General features: G+C 55.2%; 18 protein-coding genes. 8 read left to right on the top strand and 10 right to left on the bottom strand.

Going from position 1 to position 19,412, the window contains the following annotated elements; translation table 11 throughout:
* Window positions 1-1,533 carry an acyl-CoA carboxylase subunit beta gene (locus MWU51_RS01630; protein ID WP_247033735.1) on the bottom strand — a complete coding sequence of 511 codons (1,533 nt, stop codon included), beginning with the start codon at window positions 1,531-1,533 and terminating at the stop codon, window positions 1-3.
* Window positions 1,534-1,702: 169 nt separating this feature from the next.
* On the opposite strand from MWU51_RS01630, the gene MWU51_RS01625 reads away from it, so the two are divergent.
* The 3 genes from MWU51_RS01625 (at window position 1,703) to MWU51_RS01615 (ending at window position 5,214) form a co-directional block, all read left to right on the top strand.
* Window positions 1,703-2,917 carry a multidrug effflux MFS transporter gene (locus tag MWU51_RS01625; RefSeq protein WP_247033732.1) on the top strand — a complete coding sequence of 405 codons (1,215 nt, stop codon included), beginning with the start codon at window positions 1,703-1,705 and terminating at the stop codon, window positions 2,915-2,917.
* Between the two features lie 72 nt (window positions 2,918-2,989).
* Window positions 2,990-4,393: a helix-turn-helix transcriptional regulator gene (locus tag MWU51_RS01620; protein WP_247033730.1), complete on the top strand. Its 1,404-nt coding sequence runs from the start codon at window positions 2,990-2,992 to the stop codon at window positions 4,391-4,393.
* Window positions 4,390-5,214: an alpha/beta hydrolase gene (locus tag MWU51_RS01615; RefSeq protein ID WP_247033722.1), complete on the top strand. Its 825-nt coding sequence runs from the start codon at window positions 4,390-4,392 to the stop codon at window positions 5,212-5,214. Before MWU51_RS01620 ends, MWU51_RS01615 begins: the two co-directional genes overlap by 4 nt.
* 109 nt (window positions 5,215-5,323) lie before the next feature.
* On the opposite strand, the gene MWU51_RS01610 is transcribed toward MWU51_RS01615, so the two are convergent.
* From MWU51_RS01610 to betI, 4 genes are all read right to left on the bottom strand, one after another.
* Entirely contained in the window at window positions 5,324-5,563 is a 240-nt protein-coding gene (locus tag MWU51_RS01610; protein ID WP_247033720.1) for a YdcH family protein, read from the bottom strand.
* 86 nt (window positions 5,564-5,649) lie between these two features.
* A complete protein-coding gene (gene betA / locus MWU51_RS01605; RefSeq protein WP_247033718.1) occupies window positions 5,650-7,305 on the bottom strand; it encodes a choline dehydrogenase in 1,656 nt (551 codons plus the stop codon).
* A gap of 25 nt (window positions 7,306-7,330) precedes the next feature.
* A complete protein-coding gene (gene betC / locus MWU51_RS01600; protein ID WP_247033709.1) occupies window positions 7,331-8,839 on the bottom strand; it encodes a choline-sulfatase in 1,509 nt (502 codons plus the stop codon).
* Entirely contained in the window at window positions 8,836-9,417 is a 582-nt protein-coding gene (betI, locus tag MWU51_RS01595) for a transcriptional regulator BetI (protein ID WP_247033707.1), read from the bottom strand. Before betI ends, betC begins: the two co-directional genes overlap by 4 nt.
* A gap of 192 nt (window positions 9,418-9,609) precedes the next feature.
* Between betI and MWU51_RS01590 the strand changes: the two genes are divergently transcribed.
* From MWU51_RS01590 to choV, 3 genes are all read left to right on the top strand, one after another.
* Entirely contained in the window at window positions 9,610-10,542 is a 933-nt protein-coding gene (locus tag MWU51_RS01590; protein ID WP_247033705.1) for a choline ABC transporter substrate-binding protein, read from the top strand.
* 79 nt (window positions 10,543-10,621) lie between these two features.
* Entirely contained in the window at window positions 10,622-11,452 is an 831-nt protein-coding gene (gene choW, locus MWU51_RS01585; protein ID WP_247033697.1) for a choline ABC transporter permease subunit, read from the top strand.
* Window position 11,453: 1 nt separating this feature from the next.
* A complete protein-coding gene (gene choV / locus MWU51_RS01580) occupies window positions 11,454-12,512 on the top strand; it encodes a choline ABC transporter ATP-binding protein (protein ID WP_247033695.1) in 1,059 nt (352 codons plus the stop codon).
* Between the two features lie 12 nt (window positions 12,513-12,524).
* On the opposite strand, the gene MWU51_RS01575 is transcribed toward choV, so the two are convergent.
* Window positions 12,525-13,001: a hypothetical protein gene (locus tag MWU51_RS01575; RefSeq protein WP_247033693.1), complete on the bottom strand. Its 477-nt coding sequence runs from the start codon at window positions 12,999-13,001 to the stop codon at window positions 12,525-12,527.
* A 184-nt stretch (window positions 13,002-13,185) separates the two neighbouring features.
* Between MWU51_RS01575 and MWU51_RS01570 the strand changes: the two genes are divergently transcribed.
* Both MWU51_RS01570 and MWU51_RS01565 read left to right on the top strand, forming a co-directional pair.
* On the top strand, window positions 13,186-13,554 hold the full coding sequence (locus tag MWU51_RS01570; RefSeq protein ID WP_247033691.1) for a VOC family protein: 369 nt from the start codon (window positions 13,186-13,188) through the stop codon (window positions 13,552-13,554).
* Window positions 13,555-13,557: 3 nt separating this feature from the next.
* Window positions 13,558-14,256 carry a YafY family protein gene (locus tag MWU51_RS01565; protein WP_247033689.1) on the top strand — a complete coding sequence of 233 codons (699 nt, stop codon included), beginning with the start codon at window positions 13,558-13,560 and terminating at the stop codon, window positions 14,254-14,256.
* 3 nt (window positions 14,257-14,259) lie between these two features.
* Here the strand turns inward: MWU51_RS01565 and polA are convergent, their stop codons facing one another.
* The 4 genes from polA to MWU51_RS01545 form a co-directional block, all read right to left on the bottom strand.
* Window positions 14,260-17,052, bottom strand: coding sequence for a DNA polymerase I (polA, locus tag MWU51_RS01560; protein ID WP_247033687.1), 2,793 nt, complete (start codon window positions 17,050-17,052; stop codon window positions 14,260-14,262).
* Window positions 17,053-17,141: 89 nt separating this feature from the next.
* A complete protein-coding gene (locus MWU51_RS01555) occupies window positions 17,142-17,324 on the bottom strand; it encodes a zinc-finger domain-containing protein (RefSeq protein ID WP_247033679.1) in 183 nt (60 codons plus the stop codon).
* Window positions 17,325-17,393: 69 nt separating this feature from the next.
* A complete protein-coding gene (locus MWU51_RS01550; protein ID WP_247033677.1) occupies window positions 17,394-17,780 on the bottom strand; it encodes an HIT domain-containing protein in 387 nt (128 codons plus the stop codon).
* Window positions 17,781-17,813: 33 nt separating this feature from the next.
* Window positions 17,814-19,391 (bottom strand): DUF5928 domain-containing protein, encoded by a 1,578-nt coding sequence (locus MWU51_RS01545; protein WP_247033675.1) that lies wholly within the window; start codon window positions 19,389-19,391, stop codon window positions 17,814-17,816.
* Between the last annotated feature and the right edge of the window lie 21 nt (window positions 19,392-19,412).

Genomic DNA, 19,412 nt, shown 5'->3' with positions numbered 1-19,412 from the left:
TCAAAGCGGGATATTGTCGTGTTTTTTCCAAGGGTTCTGAAGCTTTTTGTTACGCAAAGACGCAAATGCACGACAGATCCGCATCCGCGAAGACCGCGGCTGTATCACCTCGTCGATGAAGCCACGTTCGGCGGCAACGAAGGGATTGGCGAACCGTTCTTCGTAATCCAGCGTGCGCTGCGCGATCTTCTCGGGGTCACTCAGTTCGGAACGATACAGAATTTCTGTCGCACCTTTGGCCCCCATCACCGCGATCTCAGCCGTAGGCCAGGCATAGTTGAAGTCGCCGCGTAGATGTTTGGACGCCATCACGTCATACGCACCGCCATAGGCTTTACGGGTGATCAGTGTGACCTTCGGCACCGTCGCTTCACCATAGGCAAACAGAAGTTTCGCACCATGCTTGATCACACCGCCATACTCTTGGCTGGTGCCCGGCAGGAAGCCCGGCACATCGACCAAGGTCAGAATCGGAATTTCGAACGCATCACAGAACCGCACGAAACGGGCCGCTTTGCGCGAGCTGTCAATATCCAGACATCCTGCCAACACCATTGGCTGGTTGGCAACCACGCCGACGGTTTGACCTTCCAGTCGCACGAACCCGGTGATGATGTTCTTGGCAAAATTTTCCTGAATCTCATAGAAATCACCTTCATCGGCCAGCTTGGCGATCAGCTCTTTCATGTCATAAGGCGCGTTGGCGTTGTCTGGCACCAATGTATCAAGACTTTCATCGAACCGCGAAGGATCGTCAAAGAAAGGTCGCGTGGGGGCTTTGTCGCGATTGTTCAGTGGCAGGAAATCGACAAGACGACGAATTTCGGACAACGCTTCGACGTCGTTCTCAAATGCGCCGTCTGCGACCGACGACTTCTTGGTGTGAGTCGATGCACCGCCAAGCTCTTCCGCAGTCACCACTTCATTGGTTACAGTTTTCACAACATCGGGTCCGGTCACGAACATATATGAGCTGTCTTTGACCATGAAGATGAAATCGGTCATCGCCGGTGAATACACAGCGCCGCCCGCACATGGCCCCATGATCACTGAGATCTGCGGCACGACACCCGACGCCATGATGTTGCGTTGAAACACCTCGGCATAGCCCGCCAACGACGCCACGCCCTCTTGAATGCGCGCACCACCTGAATCGTTGATACCAATCACTGGCGCGCCGTTCTGCATCGCCATGTCCATGATCTTGCAGATTTTTTCCGCATGGGTTTCCGACAGTGATCCACCAAAGACCGTAAAATCCTGACTGAAGACATAAACCAGTCGCCCGTTGATCGTGCCCCAACCGGTGATGACACCGTCGCCTGCCGGCCTGTCAGCCTCCATGCCAAATTCGCTGCAGCGATGCGCCTTGAACATGTCGAACTCTTCAAACGAATCTTCGTCCAGCAGAAGCTCGACCCGCTCACGCGCGGTCAGCTTGCCTTTTTGGTGTTGACTGTCGATGCGCCTTTGTCCGCCCCCAAGGCGGGCAATCTCGCGGCGATCTTCAAGCTCCTGAAGGATATCTTTCATCTGGCGGCACTCCTTGATTTCGAGGCAAAGTAACGCTTAACCACCCATCCTGAAAGAGAAATTGGGCGAATTTGCAAACTTATTGCAATGTAAATATTGCAAATTGAATAACTGCAAATCCTGTCACCTCGGGATGGACAGTCTGGCTGCCCAAGCCTAGCCATGACACATGTCGTCAAAACCCGCATCCCGTTTTTTGGATTCATCCACACCACCGCATGTCTTTACGCTGACATTCGTGGCCGCAGCGGCGACCTTGTCGATGAATGTCTTTCTGCCGTCCCTACCCGGCATGGCGCGCTATTTCGACACCGACTATCGTATCGTGCAGCTGTCGGTCGCCTTGTATCTTTGCGTCAACGCGTTGATGCAGATAGCCGTCGGCCCCTTGTCAGACCGGTTTGGTCGTCGCCCGGTGATCATGGCGGGGTTTGCCATCTATATCTTTGCGACTCTTGGCTGCATTTCTGCGCCCACAGTTCAAATCTTTCTGGGCTTTCGGATGCTTCAGGCTGCTGTCGTTGTCGGAGTTGTTCTGTCCCGCGCCGCGATCCGCGACATGGTGCCCGGCGACCAAGCGGCATCGATGATCGGATATGTGACCATGGGCATGTCCATCATCCCGATGATCGGTCCATCTATCGGCGGCGTTCTGGATCAAACCTTTGGCTGGAAGGCCAACTTCTGGCTGCAGGCAGGCGCGGGTGTGGCTGCGATCCTTTTGACTTGGCGCGATCTGGGCGAAACGATCACGCCACAACCGGGCGGGTTTAGCGCCCAGTTCCGCGCCTACCCATCCTTGCTAACATCACCACGTTTCTGGGGCTATTGCGCCTCGGCGGCACTGACCTCGGGCGCATTCTTTGCCTACCTCGGTGGCGCACCTTTTGTCGGCAGCGAGATTTACGGCATGAGCCCAGCGCGTCTAGGGTTGTTCTTTGGTACACCTGCTGCGGGATATCTGGTGGGAAACTATATCTCAGGGCGCTATTCCATGCGGATCGGATTGACCAGCATGGTGTTTTGGGGGGCCATCATTACGGCTGCCGGCCTGACAATCTCGCTTGCACTTTTCCTGCTTGGATTTGGGTCCGAGTATGTCTTTTTCGGCTTCATGACATGGGTTGGTGTCGGCAATGGTATGACCCTTCCCAACGCGACATCAGGGATGATGAGCGTGCGACCAGAGCTTGCGGGCAGCGCCTCGGGACTCGGTGGCGCATTAAACATCGGTGGCGGCGCAGCCTTGTCAGCCCTAGCAGGATGGCTGCTGGTCCCCGGATCAACCGCGATGCCGCTTCTGCTTCTGATGCTTGCATCTTCAGCCCTGGCTGTCGTTGCCATCGTTCTGGTGATGCAGCGCGAAAAGCGGTTGAATCTTTGACGCACGGCCTTTGCAAATGGTATAAGGGCGCATTAGCAAACTCTGCAAATCTTCGAAAGGAATGCCCTGCGCATGGCCACCCAGAAGCTCTATGCTGGCGTAAAACTTCGTGAAATTCGATCACGGCTTGAACTGACCCAGAAAAATTTTGCCGAAAAACTGGGTGTCAGTCTGCCCTATTTGAATCAGATGGAAAACAACAACCGGCCGGTTTCAACCGGGGTGGTCTTGGCACTGGCGCAGGAGTTCGGCTTCGACGTGGCCGAATTGTCGACTGGTGATGCCGAGCGTCTGGTCAGCGATATGCGCGAAGCCTTCGCCGACCCAGTGTTTTCGGACGTACCGCCATTGGCAGACCTCAGACTTGCAGCCTCTAATGCACCTGCGCTTGCCCATGCGTTACTGGAGCTACACCGCGCCTACCGAATGGGTCACGAAAGACTGGCGTCACTCGATGAAAACCTTGGCACGGTTGATCATGGCTCCAACGCGAGCCCATGGGACGAAGTGCGCGACTTCTTTCACTATTGCGACAATTACATTGATGCAGTGGATCGCGCGGCTGAACATTTCGCTGCCAACGGAAGATCTCGTGGGTTGGACCCTGCCCAAATGGCCGAGACCGTATTGGCAGACCGTGGGATCAAGCTTGAACGGGTCGATCAGGATGCGATGCGCAGCTATGACCCTGAAAGCCGGGTACTGCGCCTGTCCACGCGCCCACCCCGGGCAACGCAAGAGTTTCAGTTGTTGATGCAGATTGCATTACTTACCCAAGATGCGCTGTTAGAGGCCACCTTGGATTTCGCGCGCTTCCAGACCGACGAAGCCCGCTCCATCGCCAAACTTGGCCTTGCCAATTATTTCGCAGGGGCTGCCAGACTGCCCTATGAGCAGTTTCTTGCCGCAGCGCATGAGACGCGCCATGACCTTGAACGACTGGCAGATCGTTTCGGGGCATCCATCGAACAAGTGGCCCATAGATTGTCCACGCTTCAAAGACCCGGTGCAAAGGGTGTTCCCTTCTTTTTTGTCCGCGTTGATCAGGCCGGTACCATTACCAAACGCCACTCGGCCACACGACTTCAGTTTGCGCGTTTTGGCGGAGCTTGTCCGCTATGGAACGTACACCAAGCCTTTGAAACACCAGGACGTTTTCTACGTCAGCTTGCGCAAACACCAGATGGGGTCAGATACTTCTGTTTGTCACGGAACGTATCGAAATCAGGCGGCAGCTTTGACGCCCCTGTGCGTCGCTATGCAATAGGACTGGGTTGCGAAGTAAAACACGCCGGCGCCTTGGTCTATGCCGACGATCTGAATGTTACGAATGACGCTGCTTTTGAGCCGATAGGCGTATCCTGCCGCATTTGCGAACGCCAGTTCTGCCACCAGCGGTCAGTGCCGCCCCTTGAACGCAAACTGCAAGTCGATCCATATTCACGCGGCACACTTCCCTACGAGATCAAACGATGAATAAATTTCCGCTACTAGCCGTTCTGACGATCTTCGCTTTTTCTGCGCTGCTCGACACTCCAGCAAAAGCTCAGTCCGCACAGACGTTGCTTGAGCGCCGCGTGTTCTATCAATTCGATCCGGCATATGCCAACCCGAAACAAGTTGACAAGCGTTTGGAAGAACAACGATTTCACGGTTTGATTTTGTGGGTTGGGCAACCGAAGCCCGGCAAGCCGACAATTCTTTATCTACCAGGATCTGGTGGCAATCTCGCCATTCGACGCGGCAAATTTCCTTGGTTTTTGGACAAGGGATATGGTGTCGTCGCCATGTCCTATCCCGGAATGGGCGGCAGTAAAAGTCTTCCCAGCCGGAAGCGCATTCAGAACTTAGCCAATCAACTCTACAAAGACCTTCCGGCAATCGTCGGCAACAGTCCAACCATTCTGTGGGGGGAAAGCCTGGGTACAGGTGTTGCGTTAGAGATCGCAACCCACAAAGTGGGCCGACAACGTCCGCCACTTGGGATCATCCTACAAGCACCCTACACGTCTCTGGTAGAACTAGTGGCTTATAAAAACCCTGCGATGCTACCGTTGTTTCGAAACCGTTCCGACCTCTGGCCGTCGCGCCAGTCGGTCACGAGAACCAAAGCCCCATTGTTTGTGATGCATGGTGGTGCAGATACCACCATCCCGATCGCGATGGGGCGCACAATCTTCAAACTCTCGCCTAGCCCGAACAAGGTCTTCGTCACGCACCCCGATGCTGGCCACAAAACGATTTGGCGGAAGGATGCCTTGGCAAAGATGCGAGAGTGGATCGAAGCGCTCTACTAATGCGCTTCGACTTTTCTTCGACGCCCACTGGAACTGATATCAGCGCGCGGTTTTAACACACCATTGCTCCGACCTGATGGGTCAGGCCCTATGGCAACGACAACCCGGCCTAGACCGCTGTCAACATTCGATAAATCTGATCCTTCAGGACAGCACGTTTTTTGCGCATTTCCTCTTCGTTAAACTGATCGGTCGGTTCGACATTGGTTTCTGCGCGGTGCACGGCACGATTCAACTCGTGATATTCATCGGCCAGTTTGGCGAAATGAGCGTCTGAAAGCTTCATCTCGGCCATTTTTACTGCCAGTTCCGGAAACTCTTCTTGCAGTTCGTGAGGGGTGTGAGACATTCGCGACTTCTCCTTTTTTCTTGGTTCGTCACTAGGTTGCGCGCGTTCATCACCCACCGCATTGACCCGGATCAAATCAGCAGCTGTTACCGTTGAGAATTTTGCCAATCGGGATGCATCCAAGGGGCATCATTTGACGCGGGAAGTCGGCGACCCAGAATAAGGTCTGATGCCTTTTCGCCCACCATGATCGACGGCGCATTCAAGTTCCCGTTGGTAATGCGCGGAAAGACTGAACTGTCCGCTACGCGCAATCCATCCACGCCGATGACCCGTAGTTCGGGATCCACCACGGCGTTCGGGTCATCACCCCGTCCGATGCGGCACGTGCCACATGGGTGATAGGCGCTTTCGGCATGCTCTCGGATAAATCCATCTATCTCGTCATCGGTTTGCAGAGCATTGCCAGGCTGGATTTCATGCTTCACGTGATCTTTGAACGCGTCTTGTGCAAAGATTTCGCGGGTCAAACGAACACAGGTGCGGAAGTCTTGCCAATCCTGTTCGGTGGACATGTAATTGAAGAAGATACGCGGCGCTTCGTTCGGGTCGGCCGATTTCAGTGTGATTTCCCCGCGTGATGGTGACCGCATGGGGCCGGTATGGGCTTGAAAGCCATGTCCTTCGGCGGGTGCCGTGCCGTCATAGCGCACGGCCATGGGCAGGAAATGATATTGGATGTCGGGGTATTCGACACCGGCACGCGACCGGATGAAGGCAGCACTTTCAAACTGGTTCGACGCGCCTAGCCCCGTCTTGGTGAACAGCCATTGCGCGCCCAGAATGCCTTTCCAGACCAAGTTCCAATAGCGGTAAAGCGTGATTGGTTTCTGCGCCGCGTATTGCATATAGACTTCAAGGTGGTCTTGCAGATTCTGACCTACGCCTGCGCGATCGGCAACCACTTCAATCCCGTGTTCGGCCAAATGCGCCGCGGAACCGACGCCCGACAGCATCAACAATTTGGGAGAGTTGATCGAACTTGCAGCGATGATCACCTCGGCTTCTGCGTGGATGACATCGATCTTGCCGCCTCGCTCAACCTCAACTCCGATGGCGCGGCCATCCTTGATCACAACTTTGCGGGCAAAGGCCCGGATCAGTTCGCAATTGTCCCGTTTCAGTGCCGGACGAAGATATGCATTCGCCGCCGACCAGCGTCGACCTCGCCAGACGGTTTGCTCCATGGGGCCAAAGCCTTCCTGCTGCTGACCGTTATAGTCCCCAGTCACTGGATAGCCGGCCTGCGTCCCGGCTTCTACAAAGGCGTGGAACAACGGGTTGGCACGGGGGCCTCGTGTAACATGCAGCGGCCCGTCTGTGCCACGCCAGCTTGCGTCCCCTCCATGGCCACCGTCATGCCAGTGTTCCATTCTTTTGAAATAGGGCAGAACATCTGCAAAGGACCATCCATCAGCACCACTTTCAGCCCAATGATCGAAGTCCTTGGCATGTCCACGGACATAAACCATGCCATTTATCGAGCTGGATCCACCGATCACTTTGCCACGGGGCGTCACCAACCGACGCCCACCCAGATGCGGTTCAGGTTCGGTCATAAAACCCCAATCATACTGGCGCATGTTCATTGGATAGCTCAGCGCGGCGGGCATCTGGATGAACGGTCCCGCATCTGTTCCACCGTGTTCAATCATCAAAACCTTTTTACCAGCCTCAGCCAGTCGGTAGGCCATCGCACAACCCGCGCTACCTGCGCCCACAATAATGTATTCTGCTTGCATGTTTGTTCCGCCGTAATTGGGACGCTTATTCCCCACGGGGGAACCGCTGACCTTCTTCCAATGTGTCCAGGTTCATGTGGTTGCGCATGTAGCGTTCCGACGCTTTTTGCAGGGGCTGATAATCCCATGGGAAATAAGCGCCATTGCGCAACGCTTCATAAACCACCCAGCGCCGCGCTTGGCTTTCGCGCACTTCCGCATCATAAGCAGACAAGTCCCAACGGGCTTCTGACTTGGCGCGCAGGCTGTTCAACGTTCCCAAATGTGCCGGATCATCCGCAAGATTGTTCAATTCTAGCGGATCATCTTCAATGTTGAATAACTGATCGGGATCTAGCGCGCAGCGGTTATATTTCCACGGTCCATATCGTAAAGAGACAAGCGGGGCATATGACGCTTCTGCAGCATACTCCATCGCGACGGGGCTTTCCCGTTCCTCGCCCCTGGCCATAGGCACAAGTGTTTCACCATCCACCCATGGCTTCACTTCATCCAGTGAGATGCCTGCCAGATCGGCCAAGGTCGGAGTCACATCTAGCGTAGATACTGGCGCAACAACCAACCCGGGTGTTAACCCTGCCGCAGAGATCATCAGGGGCACCCGCGCCGACCCTTCATAGAAGTTCATCTTGAACCACAATCCACGTTCGCCCAGCATGTCGCCATGGTCTGACACGAACAGGATGATCGCGTCCTGCCGTGTGCGCTCCATGACGTCCAGCATCTCGCCAACCTTGTCGTCCAGAAACGAGATGTTGGCGAAATAGGCCCGACGTGAACGACGGATATCCTCGTCTGTGATGTCGAAACTGCGCCAATCGTTGGCGTCAAAAATCCGCTGCGCATGGGGGTCGTGATCACCGTAGTCCATCGCGGGTACCTTGGGTAAAAGATGCTCGCAATCCTCATACAGATCCCAATATTTGCGCCGAGCCACATAGGGATCATGCGGATGGGTGAAGCTGACCGTCAGGCACCATGGCCGGTCGTCATGCCCTCGCGCCAGATCATAGAGTTTAGCGCAGGCGTTATAAGCGACCTCATCATCATATTCCATTTGGTTCGAAATCTCGGCGACGCCGGACCCGGTGACGGACCCCATATTGTGATACCACCAGTCGATCCGCTCTCCGGGCTTTCGATAGTCAGGTGTCCAGCCAAAATCGGCAGGGTAAATATCCGTGGTCAATCGCTCTTCAAACCCGTGCATCTGGTCGGGGCCGACGAAGTGCATCTTACCCGACAACGCAGTTTGATAGCCTGCCCGGCGCAGGTGATGCGCGTAAGTTGGAATGTCGGACGCGAATTCGGCTGCATTGTCGTAAACGTTGGTACGGCGCGGCAACAGGCCAGACATGAAACTGGCTCGGCCCGGCGCACAAAGTGGGCTGGCGGTATAGGCATTCTGGAACCGGACCGAACGTTCAGCCAGTCTCTTCAAGTTTGGAGCATGCAACCAATCCGCGGGACCGTCAGGAAACAGAGTTCCGTTCAACTGGTCCACCATGATAATCAGGATGTTTGGACGGGTCATTCGTAGGACTCCAATATGACATCAAGACAGGCTAGAACCCGGTCGCAGGCACGAGCGCCGCTTGGCGCTTCCTCGCGCAAAGCGTGGCGGATATAGAGACCGTCTATCATTGATGCCAGCGTGTCAGCCACGTCATGCGCATCGACGCCAACAAACGGGCGCAACGCATGAACCAGGTTGGAGTGCAGACGATGCTGATACACGCGCAAGAGCCGGCGCGCGCCATCATTGCTTTGCGACAACACATAAAAATTCAACCAAGCCGAAATGACTTCGGGCCGGAAGTTTCCGGCTTCGAAATTCGCCCGGATGATCGCCTCGACACGGTCACGAGGTCCGGTTGCGCCAAACAGAGCTGCCCGCACCTGCGCCCCATAGACCGACAAGATATGGCGCATCGCGGCCAGAAAGATCTGATCCTTCCCACCGAAATAGTGATGCGCCAAAGCACTGGACACACCGGCCCGCTTGGCAATTTGGGTCACGGTGACATCCAGACTGCCTGCGCGCCCGATCTCGTGGATCGTGGCTTGCACCAGCGCACCGCGCCGGATCGGCTCCATTCCAACCTTGGGCATATCTCCTCCAATTCCAGTATCTCGGCAGGATTGCGTTTTTTTAATTGACTCGTCAATCAATAAAAAGCAGCGTCTGTGTCCAATGAAGCTGGTTTCACCCGTGTATCCACTACGTTAGGGTTGGATGAGCGGTTCGGGGAGTCCCGGACCTTCGGTCAGAAGAAACCGCACGAACACATAGGGAGCGAACAAATGAACCTCAGAACAACTTTATCAGCCATTGCGCTTACGGCCGTAACCAACGCTGCATTTGCAGATGGTCATTGCAACGAAGTCGTATTCTCGGATGTCGGCTGGACTGACATCACCGCCACGACTGCAGCCACGACAGTTGTGCTGGGCGCACTGGGATATGACACTGATATCAAGGTGTTGTCAGTGCCCGTCACCTACACATCGATGGCCGAAGGCGATATCGATGTGTTCCTTGGCAACTGGATGCCCACGATGGAAGCCGACATCGCGCCCTATCGCGAGGCAGGCACAGTAGAAACCGTGCGCATGAACCTTGACGGTGCAAAATACACGCTTGCCGTAAACAAGGCCGCGATGGATATGGGCATCAAAGATTTTGCTGACATCGCAGCGCAAAAGGATGCACTGGAAGGCAAGATTTACGGCATCGAGCCGGGCAATGACGGCAACCGCCTGATCCAATCGATGATCGACGGCAATGCGTTTGACCTTGAGGGGTTCGAGGTTGTCGAAAGCTCGGAACAAGGGATGCTGGCACAGGTTGCCCGCGCCGACAAAAAAGGCGAGCCGGTCGTTTTCCTTGGCTGGGAACCCCACCCGATGAACGCCAATTTCGACATGGGTTATCTGACCGGAGGCGACGACTTCTTCGGTCCCAATCTGGGCGGCGCACAGGTCATGACAAACACCCGCAAGGGGTATGTAGAAGAATGCCAAAATGTCGGCAAGCTGCTGCAAAACCTTGAGTTTTCGCTAGCCATGGAGAACGAAATCATGGGCGCGATCCTGAATGACGGGGAAGACCCGGCCGATGCTGCCAGCGCTTGGCTGAAAGCCAATCCTGACGCCTTCATGGCGTGGCTGGATGGCGTGACCACGGTTGATGGCGGTGACAGCGTTGCCGCTGTCAAAGGGGCTCTGGGTCTGTGATCTAAGGCTCAATCAAAGGCGCGCCGGGGTTTCTCCGGCGCGTTTTTTTGATCTTACCCTTTTTTGAAAAAGGCGAAGCATGGACTGGCTGACCGAAACGAAGATCCCCGTAGGAAAGACCGCCAAACGGTTGTTTGACTGGCTTCAGGAAACGGGAGAGCCGTTCTTTGACTGGCTCAGCTGGCTGATGGAACTGCTGATCGACGGTATTTTATGGGTGTTGCAAACCCCGCACCCTTTGTTGGTGACGGCGGTTTTCGTGGCCATCACGTGGCTTCTACAACGGAACTGGAAAACTTGCGCGCTGGTGCTCTTTGGGTTCCTGTTCATTCTTAATCAAGGCTATTGGGAGGAAACGACTGAAAGCCTGACGCTGGTCCTTTCAGCATGTGTGGTCTGCATGGCCGTTGGCACTCCCATCGGGATTGCCGCCGCCCACCGCCCGCGCCTGTTTCGCGCAATGCGTCCAGTGCTGGATTTGATGCAAACGCTGCCGACTTTCGTTTACCTGATCCCAGCGATTGTTTTTTTTGGTATCGGCATGGTGCCCGGCCTGATCGCGACCGTGATCTTTGTGCTGCCGGCCCCAATTCGCCTGACCCATCTGGGCGTCAGTTCCACCCCACCCGCCTTGTTGGAAGCTGCCCAGGCCTTTGGTGCTACGCCGCGACAAACCCTATGGAAAGTCGAGCTGCCTTATGCGCTGCCGCAGATCATGACCGGCCTGAATCAAACCATCATGCTGTCATTGTCGATGGTTGTCATCGCAGCATTGGTCGGGGCCGATGGTCTGGGTGTGCCCGTCGTGCGGGCATTGAATCAGGTGAATACTGCCCTTGGCTTTGAAAGCGGGTTCATCATCGTGGTCGTGGCCATCATGCTTGACCGCGTTTTGCGAGTGGAACGTTAAGATGACACAGATCACCAAGCCAAGTGAAACCGCAGGCGTTGCCGTCAAATTCGACAACGTCTCGATCGTGTTCGGGCAATCGCCTGACAAAGCCCTGCCATTGATGGATCAAGGCCTGACCCGTTCTGAGATTCAAGAAGCCACCGGCCAAGTCCTGGGCGTGCACAATTGCTCGCTGACAGTTCAAGAGGGCGAAATTCTTGTGTTGATGGGGCTGTCCGGGTCGGGCAAATCAACTCTTCTACGCGCAGTGAATGGGCTGAACCCTGTTGTGCGGGGTGCGGCCCATGTCTGCGACGGCAACGTCTTGGTTGATGTGACCCACGCCGACAAGAACACACTGCGTCGCATCCGTGCACGTCGTGTGGCGATGGTATTTCAACAGTTTGGTTTGCTGCCATGGCGCACCGTGCGCCAGAATGTCGGGCTGGGGTTAGAACTTCATGGTGTGTCCGCCGCCGATCGAAAAGACCGGGTGGACGCTCAACTTGAGATCGTGGGCTTGTCAGACTGGGCAGACCGCAAAGTCGGCGATCTGTCTGGCGGGATGCAGCAACGCGTCGGCCTTGCACGCGCATTCGTCACGGAAGCCCCAATTCTGCTGATGGACGAACCTTTTTCTGCGCTTGATCCTTTGATCCGCACCCGGCTTCAGGACGAGTTACTTGAGCTGCAACAAAGCCTGAAACGCACGATCATTTTCGTCAGTCACGACCTGGACGAAGCGTTCAAGCTAGGCGACCGGATTGCGATCATGGAAGGTGGGCGCATCGTACAATGCGGTACACCTCGAGATATCTTTACGCACCCTGCCGACGACTATGTGGCGGATTTCGTTGCCCACATGAACCCGCTGGGTGTTCTAACCGCGCGGGACGTCATGACCGACGAGGACAGCACAGCCCCCACCAGCGTCGATGTGCGTGATCGTGTAGCAAAGGTGATGACGGCACTGGACGGACAGGCTGAAGTCTGCGTCACCGAACGCGGCAAACCGGTCGGTCGGATTACCTCGGATGACGTGATGAAACGCTTGCTGGACCCGCGCGGCGACAGTTAGCAAAATCGCACTTCAGTCGCTGGCAATGCAGTAACGCAACTGGGGCTTCTTTCCGACCGCTTTTTGCGGGCAAGCGCCAGCAGGTAAAGCACCGGCATTGATCTTACCCAAATCGGGTACGATAACAACCTCGTGCGCATAGCCGAAAGGACGGGCCTGAAGCGACCAACCCGAAAGCACTGGCGCGCCATCTGTGGACGACACAGCGAGATGACGATCATCTTTGGGCATCCACAACCAATAGCTCCGGGCGCGCAGTTTTGAATGGACCTGCCCAACCTTCATCCAAACCCCATCGCCTGCCAGTTTCGAGCATACCTCGGCCCGCGTCACCGCACGCTCAGCGCCATTCTCGCCAGCAATTGGATGCCACCCAATCACACGATCACAGAAGGTAACGTCGCCACTGGGAGTTTCCGTTTTGGTGGTTTGGCAGCCCGCCAATGCGATTGACGTCAAAATCACGGCGGGAAGGGTAAATTGGCGCATGTCAGTCCTCTGGGCAGGTCCCTGAAGCCTATAGCACTCCTATAGCGGGTCAAGCAGAGCCATTTGCCGGTTTGAAGGCCGTGCAGTTTTCGGCCGATCTGTTTCGACCCAATCCCTCCTGACAGTATGCTGTCAGGAGGGGTGTGCGACACAGGCTCATCAACACCAACTAAAGGAAAATATCATGGATACCCAACCCCTTGTTGTATGGACGGAAATTCCAGTAACGAACCTTGAGAAAGCCGTCGCATTCTACACCGAGGTTTTTCAATGGAAGATGGCAATTGACGACACAGGCCCCAATCCCCTGGCCAATTTTTCCAGTGACATGACAGGTGTCGGTGGCCATCTTTATGCCGGAAAGCCCGCCACTGATGGAAATGGTCCGACCGTGCATATCGCGACACCCGATAAGCTGGAAACCTGTGCCAAACGGTGCGAAATTGCTGGCGGAACTATGACAGGCCCGATCATCGAAATTCCGCCGGGCCGTTTCCAATATGCCACCGATCCTGACGGCAACTCGATTGGATTGTTTGAACCGAGAGGATAGTCTATGCGCCGCGCCGACCGCCTGTTTCAGATTGTCCAACATCTTCGGGGCGGTCGCCTGACCACCGCGCGTGATCTGTCCGAAACGCTCGAGGTTAGCGAGCGAACAATCTATCGCGACATCGCGGATCTGATTGGATCAGGCGTCCCTATCGAAGGCGAGGCTGGCGTCGGATATGTGATGCGGGCGGGATATGATATCCCGCCCCTGATGTTCACGCGTGACGAAGTAATGGCCGTGATTGCTGGCACCCGTTTGATTGAACGGATGGGTGGGGCATCCATGGCGAAGGCAGCAACGGAAGCCTTGGTGAAGGTCAGGTCTGTGTTGCCCGACAGCCTTGGCGCGCAAGCCGATCGGGTCGAAATCCACGCCGGGCCAAACCTGATGCCATCGGAACGTGATAGGCATTTCATTGATCAGATCGAGGCAGCCATAAATGCTCGTTTGCGCCTTGCCTTGAGCTATGTCGATGAAGGCGCGCGGAAATCTACGCGTGTCGTTCGCCCGCTTGCCTTGTGGCTGTGGAAAAACGGATGGTGCGTTGTCAGCTGGTGCGAGCTGCGCGAGGATTTCCGCATGTTCCGTATCGACCGGATCGAAGGGTTCACAATCGGCGAACGGTTTCGGGAAGAACGCGACAAAAACCTGCCTGCGCTTTATGCGCAATTGGCTGAACGCGGTATTGACCCCCGGAAATAGCGGTCAGTGCGCTTCGGCCCAGTTCATGCCGGTTCCCGCGTCGACGATCAGCGGTAAATCAAGTTTGATCGCCGGCTCTGCTGCACCTTCCATCACGCCGCGCACAACCTCGATGACCTCTTCCACAGCTCCATCTTCAACTTCAAAAATCAGTTCGTCGTGGACCTGTAACAGCATCTTCGCAGGCATTTTTGCAATTGCATATGGCATTCGGATCATCGCGCGACGAATGATATCGGCAGCGGTGCCTTGAATTGGTGCGTTGATCGCCGCGCGTTTGGCGAAGCCTGCATGGGGGCCTTTGGCGTCGATCTCGGGTGTGTGAATCTGGCGTCCGAACAGGGTTTCGACACGTTTGTGTTCCTTCGCAAATGCGACCGTATCGTCCATGTATTTGCGAATACCGGGGAAGCGTTCGAAATAGCGATCAATGAAGCCCTGTGCCTCGGCTCGCGGGATGCGCAGGTTACGGGCCAGACCAAATCCTGAAATGCCGTAGATCACACCGAAATTGATGGCTTTGGCTTGGCGACGAATGTCAGGTGTCATCTCGTCCATTGGCACGTCGAACATCTCGGAAGCGGTCATTGCGTGAATGTCTTGGCCATTGCGAAACGCCTGCTTCAGTGCATCAATATTGGCTACATGAGCGAGAATACGTAGTTCGATCTGGCTGTAGTCCAGGCTGATCAACTTGGTGCCTTCCGGCGCGACAAAGGCTTCGCGGATGCGACGCCCTTCTTCCGAGCGGACGGGAATATTCTGCAAATTCGGATCAGTTGACGCCAACCTGCCTGTGTTTGCACCGGCGATGGAATAAGACGTATGCACGCGGCCCGTCTCCGGGTGAATATGGTCCTGCAACGCATCGGTATAGGTGGATTTCAGCTTTTGAAGTTGACGATAATCCAGAACGCGCGCAGCAAAGTCATGTTCGGTCGCCAGGTCTGCCAGAACATCCGCCGGTGTTGACCATTGGCCCGACTTGGTGCGCTTACCGCCCTCAAGCCCCATCTGGTCAAATAGAATCTCGCCCACTTGTGCAGGGCTTTGCACGTTGAATTCCTTGCCTGCAATCTCGTAAAGCTCGGCTTCATATCCCGCCATTTTTTGGGCAAAGGCGTTGGACATGCGCGATAGCACATCGCGGTCAACCTTGATGCCGGTCATCTCCATCTGAGCCAGCACAGGAACCAGAGGGCGTTCGAGGCGCTCATAAACACGCGTCACATGGGCGCTGTGCAGACGTGGTTTCAGATAGTGCCACAGCCGAAGAGTGATATCGGCATCTTCGGCCGCGTATTTCACCGCATCCTCGACCGGAACGCGGTCAAAGGTGATCGCCGATTTTCCTGTTCCAAGAAGCGATTTGATCGAGATCGGCGTATGCCCGAGATATCGGTCAGACAGCGTGTCCATCCCATGATTATGAACCCCGGCATTCTGAGCATACGACATCAGCATCGTGTCATCTATCGGCGCAATATCAACGCCATAGCGCGTCATTATCTTCGCATCATATTTCATGTTCTGCCCGATCTTCAAAATTGCGGGATCCTCAAGCACGGGTTTCAGAAGGGCAAGAACCTCGTCCAGTGACATTTGCCCGTCGGCCAAGTCATCACTGCCAAACAAATCATCTGTCTGACTGGTTTTGTGGATCAGAGGAATATAGCAGGCCTCGCCCGGTTCGACTGCCAGAGAGATACCAACCAGTTCCGCCCGCATTTCGTCCAACCCAGTGGTTTCGGTGTCAATGGCTACATATCCGCGCCCAACAATGCGATCTACCCAGGCCTTCAATGCGGTCGCATCTTTCACCCACTCATAGCGCTCGGGATTGATCTCGGGCATCTCGGGGGCGCTTGCGTCAACGTTTGGCTCAACGCTCTTGATCTCTGGCGCTTCCACATCGAACTTCTTCGCGACGCGATTGGTGAGTGTGCGGAACTCCATGTCGGTCAAGAAGTTTAGCAGCGTCTCGGGATTGGGTTCCTTCAATTCCAACTCATCGAAGGGCAGATCCAACTCCATGTTATCGTCCAGTTTCACAAGGTCGCGGCTGATGAGGATTTGCTCAACATTGTCGATCAGGGTCTGGCGGCGTTTGGGTTGTTTGATTTCACCCGCCCGCTCAAGAAGTGTGTCCAGATCACCAAACTCATTGATCAAAAGCGCCGCCGTCTTGATCCCGATCCCCGGCGCACCGGGTACGTTATCGACACTATCACCGGCCAGGGCCTGCACATCCACAACGCGGTTGGGTCCTACGCCGAACTTCTCTTCAACCCCCTCAACTCCAATGCGCTTGTTCTTCATTGGGTCGAGCATTTCGACCCCGCCCCCGACCAGCTGCATAAGATCCTTGTCAGACGACAGGATCGTGACACGCCCTCCCGCTTCGTTGGCACGTTTGGCAAGCGTGGCGATGATGTCGTCCGCTTCGAACCCTTCTTTCTCGATGCATGCGATGTTGAAGGCGCGAGTGGCATCACGGGTCAGCGGGAATTGCGGCACAAGGTCTTCAGGCGCGGGGGGGCGATTGGCCTTGTACAGCGGATACATATCGTTTCGAAAACTCTTCCCCGAATAGTCGAAGATCACGGCCACATGGGTCGGAGCGTCGGGGCCGGTGTTATCCTCAATAAACTTGAACAGCATGTTACAAAACCCAGCGACCGCACCAATGGGCAAACCGTCGGATTTGCGCGTCAAAGGTGGCAGTGCGTGGTAAGCACGGAAAATGAAGGCCGACCCGTCGACCAGATGCAGATGACAACCTTTTCCGAAGCTCATCGGCCCCTCCCTTGTATACGAGCGCCCTCAGACGCAAAAGGCCGCGTGGCGTTTGCCCGCGGCCCGTCTTTCTGACCGGATTGCAGCGTTTACGCCGCCTTGTCCGAATGATCCTTGTGGACATATTTGCAATCGCAATAGGGACATTCTACCCAGCCATGTTCCTGCGGAATTTGCAGATACACACGCGGGTGTCCCAGCGCCCCTTCGCCGCCGTCACAGGCGACCTTATAACTGTCCACAACTTTGGTTTCGGGCGGAGTCTGGGTCATCACGGACACCTCGTTCATTCGTTTTGCATCATGATACCAGCACCGCGTATCTCTGCAAGGCAGAACCGATCAATCGCCAGCGCGTTTCAGCATCCGACCCAACAGGCGTCCGCCCAAAATATGCGTGTGGAAATGTGGCACTTCCTGCACGCCGTCTTCGCCAGAGTTGGCGATTGTGCGATAGCCCTGCCCCTCATCCCCCGGTGCGATACCCAGTGCCGCGCAAACCTTGCCAATCGCGCGGGTGTAACCAGTAATTTCGGCATCCGTCGCAGAGTTCGCGAAATGATCATGGTTCACATATGGTCCCTTGGGGATCACCAGCACATGAACGGGTGCTTGTGGCTGGATATCACGAAAGGCCAGGGCAAATTCATCCTCGTAAACTGTATCGTTTGGGATTTCTCCGCGAAGTATCTTGGCGAAGATGTTCTGGTCGTCATAGGAATAGGGCATGTTTGTCTCCTGTCGTTAAACCAGATCGGGCCATCAGTCGGCGAAAAGGTGGTCCAGCTCGGCAATCTCTTTGGCACGATCTTCGGTGATCGACAAAAACCGCGACAATGGCACTGTATTTTCGTCAACACTGGCAGATTCGCTGATCCGGTACAGTTCTGTAAAACCCGCATCGCGGATTTGTTCACTTTCGAAAGCGACATCGGAACGGATCGTGGGTAACAATCGATTGATGGCGTCCCGTGGTGTGTTGTCACCCGCCAACCCAACGCGCTTTGCATGGCCAAGTAGATAGTCATCCGTGAAGTCACAGTGGACTTCCAGCAAACGGGTCGTTGACCTGTCCGAAAAGAAGTCCTGCAACAGATCAAGGTTGTTGGGGTCCATGCACACGACCAACCGATTGGTATCGTGGTAGTCAAACAGCATCCGCATCAGCGCCCTGCGGTGCCGGGTGCGTTTGCCCATCCGCGATTGAATGCCGCCCAGATCAGGCATCGGACAACTTTCTTCGTCGAACAGGTATTCAATCACGGGTAACCCAGTGACCTCGGCAATTTTTTGCAAAAGCCGTTTGCCGACATGCCACTTCTTGGACACGATGATCAGCAGCTCCCTATCCCGTCCAAGGCTGCTTTCAGCCTCCCAAAACCGCGGGGCAAACCTTTGCCCGATCCGGCCACGGCCTGTCAGGAACTTGAACAGGCTGCGCCCTTCGTTCGAAATCTGGAACGTGACACCTTCGGCAGCATACAGATCCCCAAGACGACGTTTCAGCTCGTGCGCCTCCGGGCTGATTTTCCTGGCAAACAGAAAATCTTGGCTGAGCAGCAAGTCATAATGATCGTCATAAAAGGTCACCGGCATGCCGTAGTCGGTGAACATCAGAAACGTTGGGGTGCGCGACCGAATTTCCCCTTCGGGCACCAAATGCCGCACCAAGGTCTGAAAGAAGGTCTCGTCTGGGATCCAGGTGGTGCGAAAGAATCGCATGACATCCCTGCGCTTACGCGTGAATTCAACGATCCATTCAACCGTACGCCGCCTGAGACACCACCACTGACTTCCGATCATCACTTGAACGTCTTGCGGAATGTCCCGTGTGAGCCCAAGCTGTTTTTGCAGGTTGAACGCAGCATAGAACCTGCGCTTTTGGGTACGTTCGTTAAAGAAGTGGCGATAGATCAGCCGCTCTTCTTTCATACCGGTCTTGATCCAGTCACTTTCGAAATAATCGAAGCTTTCGATATAGTCGACATCCGAGGAATCGAGAAAGTTATGCGTATACTCTGCAGACTTGATCGCCATACAATCGCCGGACACCATGTAGAAATGTGTGGCGCGTGGAAAGTCATCCAGCGCCGCCTCAACCGCATTCAGAGTTGCTTGCACCAATGACCATTCACCCCAGCCGCACTTGATGCGTTTGCGCGCGAAGGTGACGTTTGGGTTATCTGCAAGTGCCTCGCGAATCTGCTGATAATGCTCGGGATTGGCACTTGCATCGAAATGAATCGACATACAATCGCCGACGGCAGTCAGTCGCGTTGCCTGATTGATAATTGCGTCGGGGTCCTTGTGGCACAGAAGAATGAAGGCAATTTTGGCCATGGTGTCGTCACAAAATCCTTG

The organism is Aliiroseovarius sp. F47248L (assembly GCF_023016085.1).
Classification (GTDB): Bacteria; Pseudomonadota; Alphaproteobacteria; order Rhodobacterales; family Rhodobacteraceae; genus Aliiroseovarius.
Note: the sequence above shows the minus strand (reverse complement) of the source record. Positions and strands in the feature narration are given on the sequence as shown.